The sequence below is a fragment of the Yinghuangia sp. YIM S10712 genome (assembly GCF_051388935.1).
Classification (GTDB): Bacteria; Actinomycetota; Actinomycetes; order Streptomycetales; family Streptomycetaceae; genus Yinghuangia.
Window position 1 is genome coordinate 82,873 of the sequence record NZ_JBPKBI010000023.1, and the last position, 12,176, is coordinate 95,048.

The 12,176-nt window shown below is 70.4% G+C and carries 10 protein-coding genes; 6 read left to right on the forward strand and 4 right to left on the reverse strand.

The genetic code is table 11. The features are described 5' to 3' along the window. Positions 1–135: 135 nt before the first annotated feature. From ACRX5W_RS29715 to ACRX5W_RS29725, 3 genes are all read left to right on the forward strand, one after another. Positions 136–672, forward strand: a complete 537-nt coding sequence (locus tag ACRX5W_RS29715) for a Dps family protein (RefSeq protein WP_436791459.1) — start codon at positions 136–138, stop codon at positions 670–672. A 67-nt stretch (positions 673–739) separates the two neighbouring features. After that, complete coding sequence (locus ACRX5W_RS29720; protein ID WP_436791460.1) at positions 740–1,324, forward strand: hemerythrin domain-containing protein; 585 nt, start codon at positions 740–742, stop codon at positions 1,322–1,324. Between the two features lie 73 nt (positions 1,325–1,397). Further along, entirely contained in the window at positions 1,398–1,781 is a 384-nt protein-coding gene (locus ACRX5W_RS29725) for a DUF2795 domain-containing protein (RefSeq protein WP_436791461.1), read from the forward strand. A 250-nt stretch (positions 1,782–2,031) separates the two neighbouring features. Here the strand turns inward: ACRX5W_RS29725 and ACRX5W_RS29730 are convergent, their stop codons facing one another. Together ACRX5W_RS29730 and ACRX5W_RS29735 are read right to left on the reverse strand one after the other, a co-directional pair. Next, on the reverse strand, positions 2,032–3,225 hold the full coding sequence (locus ACRX5W_RS29730; RefSeq protein ID WP_436791462.1) for a zinc-dependent alcohol dehydrogenase: 1,194 nt from the start codon (positions 3,223–3,225) through the stop codon (positions 2,032–2,034). Positions 3,226–3,409: 184 nt separating this feature from the next. Further along, positions 3,410–4,486 carry a YihY/virulence factor BrkB family protein gene (locus ACRX5W_RS29735; protein ID WP_436791463.1) on the reverse strand — a complete coding sequence of 359 codons (1,077 nt, stop codon included), beginning with the start codon at positions 4,484–4,486 and terminating at the stop codon, positions 3,410–3,412. A 251-nt stretch (positions 4,487–4,737) separates the two neighbouring features. Between ACRX5W_RS29735 and ACRX5W_RS29740 the strand changes: the two genes are divergently transcribed. From ACRX5W_RS29740 to ACRX5W_RS29750, 3 genes are all read left to right on the forward strand, one after another. Continuing rightward, a complete protein-coding gene (locus tag ACRX5W_RS29740; RefSeq protein ID WP_436791464.1) occupies positions 4,738–6,198 on the forward strand; it encodes an aminotransferase class I/II-fold pyridoxal phosphate-dependent enzyme in 1,461 nt (486 codons plus the stop codon). A 137-nt stretch (positions 6,199–6,335) separates the two neighbouring features. Beyond that, entirely contained in the window at positions 6,336–6,989 is a 654-nt protein-coding gene (locus ACRX5W_RS29745; RefSeq protein ID WP_436791465.1) for a TetR/AcrR family transcriptional regulator, read from the forward strand. Between the two features lie 37 nt (positions 6,990–7,026). Further along, the gene (locus tag ACRX5W_RS29750; RefSeq protein WP_436791466.1) at positions 7,027–9,327 is read left to right on the forward strand and encodes a sulfatase-like hydrolase/transferase; all 2,301 of its coding nucleotides are present in this window, start codon (positions 7,027–7,029) and stop codon (positions 9,325–9,327) included. A gap of 148 nt (positions 9,328–9,475) precedes the next feature. Here the strand turns inward: ACRX5W_RS29750 and ACRX5W_RS29755 are convergent, their stop codons facing one another. Together ACRX5W_RS29755 and ACRX5W_RS29760 are read right to left on the reverse strand one after the other, a co-directional pair. After that, on the reverse strand, positions 9,476–10,072 hold the full coding sequence (locus ACRX5W_RS29755) for a DUF7691 family protein (protein WP_436791467.1): 597 nt from the start codon (positions 10,070–10,072) through the stop codon (positions 9,476–9,478). A gap of 244 nt (positions 10,073–10,316) precedes the next feature. Continuing rightward, on the reverse strand, positions 10,317–11,864 hold the full coding sequence (locus ACRX5W_RS29760) for an AMP-binding protein (RefSeq protein WP_436791468.1): 1,548 nt from the start codon (positions 11,862–11,864) through the stop codon (positions 10,317–10,319). Positions 11,865–12,176 lie beyond the last annotated feature (312 nt).

Sequence of the window (12,176 nt, forward strand, 5' to 3'; positions counted from 1 at the left end):
TTCCTCCCGGGGAGACGGGGCAGCCGCACGGGTCAGACGGACGGTATCTCGTTCGACCGTCCGCGACCCGAACAACGCGGAGCACACACCATGGCCACAACTTCGAGCCGTCCCCCTGCCTACACCGTCCCGGGCATGGATCCCAGCGAAGGCCTCAACGTCGCCAAGATCCTCCAGGACCGGCTGCACGCCCTCAACGACCTGCACCTCACCCTCAAGCACGTGCACTGGAACGTCGTCGGACCGCACTTCATCGCGGTCCACGAGATGATCGACCCCATGGTGACGGCCGTGCGCGAAATGGCCGACGACACCGCCGAGCGCATCGCGACCCTCGGCTGCTCGCCCGTCGGCACGCCCGGCCGCCTGGTCGCCGAGCGTTCCTGGGAGGACTACAGCCTCGGCCGCGCGGACGCGATCGCCCACCTCGGCGCGCTCGACATGGTCTTCTCCGGCGTGTGCGCCGACCACCGCGCCGCGGTCACCGGAACCGAGGAGATCGACCCGATGACCCAGGACATGCTCATCGGCCAGCTCCGCGAGCTGGAGAAGGCCCAGTGGTTCATCCGGGCCCACCTCGAACGCCCCGGCGGCACCCTGGCCACGGCCGGAGCCAAGTCGGAGTCCGAGGCCGCCGATAAGGCGCTTCACGGGGTCAACGGCCACGGCTGACCGGGCCCGGCGCCAGGTAAAGGGCAGGAACCGACCGACACAGCCGAACGAAGGGAGCGAGATTTTCATGCGCAGCCCCGAGGCCACGCGGACACTGGCAGCCGGATACCACCACGACGACGTCCTGGCCATCCTGCTCCTCCAGCATGCCCGCATCCAGGAGCTGTTCGCCGAGGTCAAAGCGGCCGACGGCGACGCCAAACAGCGCAGCTTCGACGAGTTGCGCCGCCTCTTGGCCGTGCACGAGACCGCCGAGGAGATGATCGTCCGCCCGGCGGCGAAGAAGACGGCGGGGCCGGCGGAGGCCGACGCGCGCAACGACGAGGAAAGGCAGGCGAACAAGGATCTCGCCATGCTCGAAGACCTGCACGCCGGAGCCGCCACGTTCGACGCGAAGTTCGCCGCGTTCGAGAAGGCGGTTCTCCGGCACGCGGACCGGGAGGAGAGCGAGGAGTTCCCGGCCCTGCGGGAGGGCTGCACCGAAGCCGAGCGCCGGAAGATGGGCTCCCGGTTCCGTATCGCCGAGAAGGCGGCACCGACCCACCCGCACCCCACCGCCGCCGGATCCCCGGCCGCGCAGTGGACGGTGGGACCGTTCGCCGCGCTGGCCGACCGGATCAAGGACGCGCTGTCCCGTGATTCCGGCCGCTGAGGCCGCCGGCGTCGGGAAGGCGCATCCCGCACGCGACGTACGCGACGTACGCGAAAGGAGCCCGGTGATGTCCATGGACCGCAGAAGCGACAAACACGGACAGCGCGTGGACGAGGCGTTGGAAGCCGAGGTTGCGGCCGAGCTGCGCAGCGGACAGCGCAGCCGTGCCGAGGAATGGCGTGAGCCGGAACCGGAAGGCGACGACCAGCGCGCCCGATACCCGCGCGGCGGCCCGCCCCCCGGAATCGGCGAGGATCTGGACCGCGACGAGGTCGAGATGCGTTCCGAACTCGCCAGGCACCTGGACCGCCACGCGTTCCCCGCCGACCGGGCCGCGCTCGACCGGGCGCTGACCGCACACCACGCCCCGGACCCGCTGATCAACGCGGTACGCGACCGCCTCCCCGCAAACCGCTGGTTCCACAACGTCGACGAGGCGGTCCACGCCATGCGCTGACAAGCGCTGGCCGGCGCGGACGGTCTTCCGGAGCCCCTCCCCGCGGCGACGCGTGTACGTGCGGCCGCGCGCTCACCGCGGGGAGGGCGGGGACCGCCGGGCCCGAGCGGCGGCGCCGTGTGCTGGCAGCGAAGGCCCTCGCTCTCCGGCCCACAGCGTGTCGTCGTCGACGCCGTGACCCGCCGGTCATGCTCCACCCGGCGGGTCACATACGGTCTGGGGGCCGTTCCGTGGACGCGGGGCTCGTGGGTCAGGTCGTCAGCGCGACCTTCGTCCACTCGTCGTCGCGGTGGTCGAAGTGCTCGTACGCCTCCAGGACGCCGTCGAACCGGCAGTGCCGGGTCAGGATCGGCGAGGGGTCGACCCGTCCGGTGGCGACCATGCCGAGAAGCTCGGGAATGTAGCCGCGGTGGTTGCAATTGCCCATCTTCAGCGTGAGGTTCTTGTTCATCGCGGTGCCGAGAGGGAAGGCGTCCATGCCCTGCGGGTACACCCCGACGACACCGACCGTGCCCGCCTTCGCGACCGCGTCGACCGCCCAGCGGATCGCCTGCGACGGACCGTCGCCCGCCACCCACGTCGGGCCGGGGGCGCCTTGGCCGTTCAGCAGTTCGGCCAGTTCGCGATCGAACTCCGACGCCTCGCTGCCGCCGGCGTCCGGGGCCCGCTCGGAGTCCACGCCCACCGCGTCGATGGTCCGGTCCACCCCGGTGCCGCGCGTCAGTTCGACGATCGTGGCGACCGGGTCCTCCGCGGAGAAGTCGATGGTCTCCGCATGCAGCGAACGGGCAAGCGACAGACGTGCCGGGCGGTGGTCGACGCAGAACACCCGGGCCGCGCCCCGCAGATAGGCCGAGACCACGCAGAACAATCCGACCGGTCCCGCCCCGAACACCGCCACGGTGTCGCCGGGGGAGACCTCCGCGAGCTCCGTCCCGTACCAGGCTGTGGGGAAGATGTCGGACAGCAGGATCGCCTGGTCGTCGCTGACCGAGTCGGGGACGGGGACGAGGCCGATATTGGCGAACGGCACGCGCGCGTACTCGGCCTGGAGCCCGTCGATCGGTCCCGTCGCCTCCGGACCGCCGAAGAACGCCGTTCCCGCGCGCCGGCCGTGCGGGTTGGCGTTGTCGCACTGCGCGTAGTAGCCGGCCCGGCAGTAGCTGCACGAACCGCACGCGATCGTCGACGGCACGATCACCCGGCGGCCGGGCTCCAGATTGCGTACACCCTTCCCGACCGCCTCGACGACGCCCACGGCCTCGTGGCCCAGCACCGTCCCCTCGACCATGCCGGGCATGGTCCCGCGCACCATGTGCAGGTCGGTGCCGCAGATCGCACTCGTGGTCACCCGCACGACCGCGTCGGTGGGGTCTTGTACTCCCGGATCCGGTACGTCGTCCAGGCGAATGTCGCCGATGCCGTGCCAAACGACAGCCTTCATGGTTCCTCCGTGGGGTTCGCCGCGTACGGCGGGGCGGGAATGCGCTCAGGCCGAGTCGGTCCCGTCGGCGGGTTCCACGAGCGGACCGCAAGCTCGTGCGGATCGCAGCACCGCGGCCCTGCGGATCCGGCCGTTGCGTGCGGTCGGTCTTCCCCGACCGCCGGACCGGCCGACCTCCCTGCGGCTACCCGGCGTCGTCGCGGTGACGCGTGCGGGTGTCCGGCGCCTGGGCCTGCTCGCGCTGCTCCGCGCTCCACGTGTGGGTGTCGCGGGGGCGGACGTACGGCTCCTTCTCCGGGGGATGGCCGCCCGCGATAGCCCGCTGGCGAGTCAGTTCCGCGTCGAACTCCAGGCCCAGGAGGATGGCCAGATTGGACACCCACAGCCACACCAGGAACACGATCACGCCCGCGAACGTTCCGTAAGTCCTGTTGTACGAAGCGAAGTTCGCGACGTAGAGCGCGAACCCCGCGGACGCCGCCATCCAGATCAGCAGGGCGACGAAGCTCCCCGGCGTGATCCAACGGAAGCCACGGCCGCGGGCGTTCGGTGCGGCCCAGTACAGGAGCGCGATCATCGTGGTGACCAGCAGCACCAGCACGGGCCACTTCGCGTACGTCCAGACTTGCAGGGCCGTGTCGCCCACGCCGAGGGCGGTGCCGGCCTGCTTTGCGATCCCGCCCGTGAACACGACGATCAGCGAGCTCGCGCAGGCCAGGATCATCAGCGCGATGGTGATCGCCAGGCGCAGCGGCGTGAGCTTCCACACCGGGCGGCCCTCGGCGATGTCGTACACGGTGTTCGACGCCCGGATGAACGCCGCGACATAGCCGGAGGCCGACCAGACCGCGGCTGCCAGGCCCACGATCGCGAGGACCGAGCCGGTTCCGGCACTCGCTTGCAGCTCGCGCACCGCGTTGGTGATCACGTCGCGCGCGGAACCGGGCGCCAACTGCTGAAGATTGTCGAGGACTTCGCGGGTGGCGGACTCCCCGGCGATGCCGAGCAGGGAGATGAGGACGAGCAGCGCCGGAAACAGCGAGAGAACGCCGTAGTAGGTCAGCGCCGCCGCGCGGTCGGACAGTTCGTCGTCTTTGAACTCGGTGACCGTCCGCTTCAGCACCGCCCACCACGAGCGCTTCGGGAGGTCGGAGGGCTCGTCGGGAGCGTTTCGGTCCACGGTCGGAGCCGGTCCGACCGCCGCATCCGGATTCCGGACCCCGGAGTCATCGCCGCGGTCCCGGGAGTATTCGTGGGACATGGTAAAGCGCCTATCCGGCTGCGCGCGGCCCATGCACGCCATCGCCCGCGTCATCGGAAGGGCCCGCCGCGACCCGGATCGTGCGCCCCGTCAGCGCTCACGTCCTCGCTCCGGCTGCCCGCGTTCGTCCGGCGGTCGTTCGCACGCTCGCCTCGTGTCGGTTCAGCCCCTCGACGGATGCCATGCGTGCCCGTCGGCCGACGCCGCGTCACCGGTCGTGTGGGTGACCGGGAACCGGGCAGCCGCAGGGCATGGACCAGACCGAGACCCCTGTGCTGGATGCTTTGGAGGAATACCGGGTCAAGGGCTACACGCCGTTCACGCCCCCGGGTCACAAGCAAGGGCGCGGCATTGATGCGCGGACGCGGGCGGTGGTGGGTCACGACGTCTTCGCTTCCGACCTGCTGCGCACGGCCGGGCTCGACGACCGGACCGCGTCCCGAAGCGTCGTGGAGCGCGCCGAGGCGCTGATGGCGGACGCCGTCCACGCGGACCACGCCTTCTTCTCCACCTGCGGCAGTTCCCTTTCCGTCAAGAGCGCGATGTTGACGGTCGCGGGGCCGCACGAGGAGCTTCTGATCTCCCGGGACGCCCACAAATCGGTGGTCTCCGGGCTGATCCTCAGCGGTGTCCGGCCCGTGTGGATCGAACCCGACTGGGACGCGGAACTGCATCTGGCGCATCCACCGTCCCCCGCCGCGTTCGAGGCCGCGCTCGACGCCCATCCCGACGCGCGCGGGGTGCTGGTGACCAGCCCCACGCCGTACGGGACGTGCGCCGACCTGGCGGCCGTCATCGAGGCCTGTCACGCGCGCGGGCGCCCGGTGATCGTGGACGAGGCGTGGGGCGCGCACCTGCCCTTCCATCCGGATCTGCCGACATGGGCGATGGACGCCGGAGCGGACGTGTGCGTGACCAGTGTGCACAAGATGGGCGGCGGACTGGAGCAGAGCTCGGTCTTCCACCACCAAGGCGACCTCGTCGACCCCAATGCCCTGCGCGGCCGGGCCGACCTGCTCGGTACGACGAGCCCGAACGTGCTCATCTACGCGGCACTCGACGGCTGGCGGGCGCACATGATGCGGGACGGTGAACGCCTCCTCGACTCCGCGCTTACTCTCGCCGCCGGTGTACGCGAGGACATCGAGGCCATCGACGGCATGCATGTGTATCGCGATGAATTCCTCGGCAGCGGACGGGCGTTCGACCTTGATCCGCTGCAAGTCGTCATCGACATCGCGGCGTTGGGCGTCTCCGGCTACACCGCGGCGGACTGGCTGCACGATCACCACCGGGTCAACCTGCACATCGCCGACCACCGCAGGATCAGCGCCCAGTTGACCTACGCGGACGACGCCGAGACGGCCAACGTGCTGCTCACGGCGCTGCGTTCGCTGGCCCGTGAGGCGGGCAGTCTCGCGCCCAGCCGTGCCGTGGACGTTCCCTCGCCCGCCGAACTGCGCCTTGAGCAGGCGGAGTTGCCGCGTGATGCGTTCTTCGCCGAGACCGAGCAGGTCCCCGCGTACGACGCGGTCGGGCGGATCGCGGCCGAGATGCTGACCCCGTACCCGCCGGGGATCCCCGCCGTGCTCCCGGGTGAGCGCATCACGCGGCCGGTGGTCGACTACCTGGTGTCCGGGGTCCGCGCGGGCATGGTGGTGCCGGACGCGGTCGAATCGACGCTGGAGTCGATCCGCGTCACCGCCGAGTAGCGGTCGGGCGTTTCCGGACGCGGGGGACGGTCAGCCGTTGTCCGGAGCGGCGCGTGCGCGGTTGCCGGCTGCGCGCGAAGCTGACGCCGGCCCGAGCACCTTGCTCATTTAATTCACATGTTTTATCGTCTCGTCCCGTGAGTGCGAGAGAAGACTTGCTGGCGGTCGGGGAGCGGTTGTTCGCGCTGCACGGCGTGGACGGCGTATCGCTGCGGCAGGTCGGCGCGGCGGCGGGACAGCGCAATGTCGCCGCCGCGCAATACCATTTCGGCGACCGGCAGGGCCTGATCCGGGCGATTTTCGAGTTCCGGCTCCCGCCGATCGACGCGCGGCGGCGGGAAATGCTGGCGCGCGTACGTGAAGAAGGCCGGGCGGCGGATGTACGCGCGCTGACCGAGGTGCTGGTGTTTCCGCTGGCCGAGCAGGCGAAAACGCCCGGAAGCCATTACGTCCGGTTTCTCAATCGGATGTGCGACCACGAGGGCCTGCGCGTCCTGCCGCTTTCCGACGTGGGGCCGATCGACACCGCCGTCGAGGCCGGCGAAATGCTCGGCGAGCTGCTGCGCGACCGGCTGGGCACGGCCGGTGAGTTGCGCGGTGAGTTCGCCGGGCGGCTGATCATCACGTGCATCGCGGACCTGGAGCATCGGCTCGCGGTCGGGAGTGCGGACGCACCTGACCCGGACGCGTACACGGACAGTGTGGTGGACGCCGTGGTGGCCATGCTGACCGGGCCGGTCCTCCAGGTGCGGAACGGCCCGGGTGGCGGCCGGGGTGACGAGCGACGCTGAACGCCGGAAAACCGGAAACCGGAAAAAGGGGTGGGCCATGACCGAGCCGACGCAGCGGCGGCCACGAGCGTTGAAGGCGAGTGCCGACGGCCTGCAATATCCGCAGGATCCGAAGCCGAAGGCCGGGGCGCCGGATGTTCTCGTGATCGTTCTCGACGACCTCGGATTCGCCCAGACAGGAGCCTTCGGCTCGGATATGGCGACGCCGAACATCGACCGTCTGGCGGCCGGTGGGCTGCGGTACAACCGGTTTCATGTGACGGCGCTGTGCTCACCGACCCGGGCAAGTCTCCTGACCGGGCGCAACCATCACGCGGTGGGCGTGGGATTCCTGGTCGACATCCCGATCGCATATCGGGGATACAACGCGCGGGTACCGAAATCGGCGGCGACCTTGCCGCGCATACTCAAGGACGCCGGTTATTCCACGATGGCGGTCGGGAAATGGCACCTGACGCCGCGTTGGGAGCGGTCGCCGTCCGGCCCGTTCGACCGGTGGCCGCTCGGCTTCGGATTCGAGCGGTTCTACGGATTCCTGCAAGGCGACGCGAACCACTGGGCGCCGGAACTGGTCTGCGACAACCACTACGTCGAACCGCCGAAGGGACCGGAGGAGGGCTACCACCTCAGCGAGGACCTGGTCGACACCGCAATGCGGATGATCCTCGACCAGAAGCAGGCGAACCCGGACAAGCCGTACTTCATGTACCTGCCGTTCGGGGCGATGCACTCGCCGCACCACGTCGCACCGGAATGGGTCGAGCCGTACCGGGGCCGCTTCGACCAGGGCTGGGAGCGCCTGCGCGAGGAGACCTTCGCCCGGCAGGTCGCCGCCGGGATCGTGCCGGAGGACACCGAACTCCCCGAGCGGCCGCCCTGGATCCAGGAGTGGGACGCGCTCGGCGCGGACGACCGGCGGATGTTCGCGCGCATGCAGGAGGTCTATGCCGGGTTCCTCACCCACACCGATGCCCAGATCGGCCGCCTGCTGGATTTCCTGGAACGTACCGGACGCCTGGACAACACGCTCGTGCTGCTGATGTCCGACAACGGAGCCAGCGCCGAAGGCGGCCAACTCGGCACCGTCAACGAACACCGGTTCTCCACGCGCATGGGCGACAGCACCGCGCGCAACATCGCCGAGTCCGAGAACTGGGGCGGCCCCGACACGTACCCGCACTACGCGTGGGGCTGGGCGTGGGCCGGAAACACCCCGCTGCGGCTGTGGAAGCGCTACACGTGGCTCGGCGGCACGCGGGCCCCGCTCATCGCGCACTGGCCCGACGGCATCGGCGCACGCGGCGAGATCCGCAGCCAGATAGCGCACGCGGCCGACCTCATGCCCACGATCCTGGAGGTGTGCGGTGTCGAAGCGCCCGGCGTGGTGGACGGCGTCCCGCAGCAGGAGATCGACGGCCGTTCGCTGACGGCGACGTTCGCCGACGCGGAAGCCCCGGCGCCGCGCAGCACGCAGTACTTCGAGATGCTGGGCTCGCGCTCGATCATCCACGGTGAATGGAAGGCGACCACCGACCACGTGTCCCGCGGCGTCCTCGACGAGGAGCGACTGCTGCTCGGCAGCCGGGACTTCGCGACCGACCGCTGGTCGCTGTTCCACCTGGCCGACGACTTCGCCGAGGCCCGCGACCTCGCCGACGAACACCCGGATCTGGTGGCCGAGTTGGAGGACCGCTGGTTCGACGAGGCGGAACGCAACCACGTCCTCCCGCTCGACGACACGATGCAGGACAGGCTCGCGGCACTGATCTTCCCGACCTACGGGATCCCGTCGCAAGGCCGCTACCTGCCGGGCGGCGGACCGGTTCGCGACGAAACCCTGCCACCGCTGTTCGGCGGATTCACGCTCACCGCCGACATCGAGGTGCCCGAAGGCGACGCGAACGGCGTGCTGGCCGCGCTCGGCGACCTGACCGGGGGATTCGTGCTGCGCGTCGCCGACGGCCGGCTCAGCTTCACGTGCTCGCGGGCGGGCGAGGTCGACCGCGTGACGGCGGACGGGCCTTTGGCGCCGGGGCGGCACACCGTCGGCGTGCGCTTCCGGCCCGGAACCGGAGGCTCCGACGACGCCGGCACCTTCGCTCTGCTGGAGGACGGCAAGGAGATCGCCTCCACCGCCCTTGGCGGCCCCTGGCCCGTCGCCTTCCAACACGGCGGCGCCGGTCTGAGCATCGGTCACGACAGGGGCCTTCCCGTCGACCGCGCCTACCGCCCGCCGCACCGGTGGAACGGCGTCCTCCACGAAGTGGCCGTGCACACCGGGACGCCGCCCGAGCCGGATCTCGCCTCGGAACTGCGCACGGCACTGCACAGCGACTGACCGCCGCACAGGACCCCCGCGGGGACGACGGGACGCGACCCGTCGTCCCACGGATCCCGGCATCCAGCCGCAGCCCGTCCGGTCGCACAACCTGCTGCCACTTATGGCGACCCGCCGGTGACGCCTGCCCGCAGGACGGCCGGACGTTTCAGGACATGAAACCCACGATGCCGCGACCCTCGGCCGCGCGGGCGGCGCGCAGCCACGTGGCGGCCTCGTCGACGGCGTCCCGGACCTCGCGGTCGAGGCCGGCGAATTGGTCCTCGGTGACGGCTTCGTACTGCTCCAGGGCCGTCGCGCAGTCCGCGGCCGACCAGACGCCGTGGCCTGGGAGGTCGGTGTAGGGGAGTGGTGACGGCAGCCCGTGGCCGAACTCCGTGGTCTGGACGGCCGTGATGCCCAGGGACTTCAATCCCTCGTCGACGCGCTCCAGCCAACCGGAGCGGAAGGGCGCGAAGTTGCTCGTGTAGATCGTGCGCCCGTGGAACGCGCAGATCATGCGGTACGCGTACCCGTACTGGAACGCGTGGTGCTTCTGGAACGGACCTCCGTCCACCACCGCGGTCAGCGCCTCGTAGCGCGTCGGTGCGCCGTCGGCGATGCTGCTCGCGAAGTAGTCGTCATCCGAGGCCATCTCGCGTTTGAACCGCCCGCCGATGGCGCGGCGCATGCGGACGTCCTCCGATCCGATGGCGTTTTGCGTGGTTGCAGGGTCGACGACGTACAAGGTGAGTGAAAAGCCCATGTGCGGAAGCCTAACCACCCGCCACGACACGGCCGATCATGGAGGCGAAAAGCCGAGCCCCCTTCAACGACCGGTATCCGGAAGGGCGTTGAAGGGGGCGGTCCAAGGGCCGGGCCCGCGGTCCGGCAGATCGGCCCGGCGACGCGACCGGGCGACGCGGTCCGGGATGTGGTCCGGCGACGCGACCCGGTGGGTGCGGTCCCGTGGTGCGGTCCGGGATGTGGTCCGCGCGCGAGCCGTTCGGTCAGCCGGCTGTTTCGGCTGCCTCGCGAAGCGCCTTGCGCAGCAGGAACTTCTGGATCTTGCCGGTGGCGTTGCGCGGGAAGTCCTCGGCCTCGTGCAGCTCTTCGGGCCACTTCTGCCGGGCGAGACCCACCTTTTCGAGGTGCGCGCGCATTTCGTCCAGCGTCGGCATCGCGTGGCCGGCACGCAGGCGCAGGAACGCGGCGGCGTGTTCGCCGAGCCGGGCGTCGGGCGCGGCGACCACCACGGCTTCGGCCACGGCAGGCATGCCGAGCAGGGCTTCCTCGACCTCCAGCGCGGAGATGTTCTCGCCGCCGCGGATGATCATGTCCGACTTGCGGTCGGTGATCGTGAGGTAGCCGTCCGCGTCGATGATCCCGATGTCGCCGGTGTGGTACCAGCCGTCCTCGTCGAAGTGCTGTGCGGTCAGCTCCGGGTCGGTGTAGCCGAGGCACAACTCCGGCCCCCGGCTGAGGATTTCGCCGTCCTCCGCGAGGCGGATCTCGACGCCGAGCAGAGCCTCGCCGTCGGTGTTGAGGCGCTTGTCCTCCGGCGCGGTGTACAACGACGCGGTGATGGAGGGGTGTTCGGTGCTCCCGTAGGCGCGGAAGGCGGTGATCCCGAGGTCCGCGAGCCGACGCGTGACCGAGGTCGGAACCGCCGAACCGCCGAGGCCCGCGTACCGCATGGCGGGCAGATGCGAGGGGCGCCAGTCGGGGTGGTCGAGCAGGGTTGTCAGGTGGTACGCCGCACCGCCGCCGAACGTCAGGTCGTTCTCCTCCATGAGCCGGAGGATCTGCGCCGGGTCCCAGACGTCGGTGAGGTTGATCGGCATCCCGTCGATGACGGGGACGAGGAACGCGGTGAGCATTCCCATGAAGTGGCCGACCGGGGAATTGGTGATCTGGTGCCCGCGGTCGGCGGGGTAGCGCGCGGCGAGCTGGCGCGTCTCGAAGCCGAGCGTGCGGTGGTTGTGCACAACGCCCTTGGGGGCGCGTGTGGTGCCTGAGGTGAAGGCGATGACCGCGGGGGAGTCCGGATCGGTCGGCAGGATGCCGGCCATGGGCTCGTCGGCGAGCAGGTCGTCGAAGTCGCGTCCCACCACGCCGACGACCGGCACGTCCGCGTACAGGTCGGGCTGGTGCTCGGTGCGGCCGAACCGTTCGGCGCACACGAAGACCTTCGGCTTGGTGGAGGTGAGGATGTGGCCGACCTCCTTGCGGCCGTAGAAGTGCACGACCGGCACCACGACCGCACCGAGGAACGACGAGGCCCAGAAGACGGCCGCGGCCTCCATCCAGTTCGGCAGTTGCACGACCACGACGTCACCCGGGCCGACACCGCGCTCGTGAAGGCCGGCGGCCAGGCGGCGCGCGACGAGCTCGACGTCGGCGAAGGTCCCCGACCACGGGCGGACGGCCGAATGCACGTGGAAGCCGGTTCCCGGGGCGTCGGCGAGACCGCGCACGATCAAGTCGCCGAGGGTCTCCTGCGTCCACCACCCCTCCGCCTCGTACTTCTTCACCAGGTCGGCGGGGATCGTGCGCATTCGGGTAACTCCGTCCTCGGCGGATCGTGTGTCCGCCGTCACCGGTGACCCCGTCGGGCCGAGCATCAGATTCTCCTCATACGAGAATTCTTATATCAGTGGTGATCGCGGTCCCTCCAGAGCCGATGAGGAACCGCGACCGCTCGCGCGGGGAAACAGGGCGTCGGATAGGGGGCCGGATCGACCGGCCCACAGGGCAGGGGAAACAGGGGAGGCAGGACCCCGGGAGGCCCGAGCCGGGGGCGCGGGTCTCGGCCGGGGATGGGGCGAGCCCGCGAAGTGGGGGGGGGGGGGGGGGGGGGGGGGGGGGGG

Coding starts and splice junctions, on each gene's coding strand:
- ACRX5W_RS29715 (WP_436791459.1), top strand. CDS start 136: ATGGATCCCAGCGAAGGCCTCAACGTCGCCAAGATCCTCCAGGACCGG.
- ACRX5W_RS29720 (WP_436791460.1), top strand. CDS start 740: ATGCGCAGCCCCGAGGCCACGCGGACACTGGCAGCCGGATACCACCAC.
- ACRX5W_RS29725 (WP_436791461.1), top strand. CDS start 1,398: ATGGACCGCAGAAGCGACAAACACGGACAGCGCGTGGACGAGGCGTTG.
- ACRX5W_RS29730 (WP_436791462.1), bottom strand. CDS start 3,225: ATGAAGGCTGTCGTTTGGCACGGCATCGGCGACATTCGCCTGGACGAC.
- ACRX5W_RS29735 (WP_436791463.1), bottom strand. CDS start 4,486: ATGTCCCACGAATACTCCCGGGACCGCGGCGATGACTCCGGGGTCCGG.
- ACRX5W_RS29740 (WP_436791464.1), top strand. CDS start 4,738: ATGGACCAGACCGAGACCCCTGTGCTGGATGCTTTGGAGGAATACCGG.
- ACRX5W_RS29750 (WP_436791466.1), top strand. CDS start 7,027: ATGACCGAGCCGACGCAGCGGCGGCCACGAGCGTTGAAGGCGAGTGCC.
- ACRX5W_RS29755 (WP_436791467.1), bottom strand. CDS start 10,072: ATGGGCTTTTCACTCACCTTGTACGTCGTCGACCCTGCAACCACGCAA.
- ACRX5W_RS29760 (WP_436791468.1), bottom strand. CDS start 11,864: ATGCGCACGATCCCCGCCGACCTGGTGAAGAAGTACGAGGCGGAGGGG.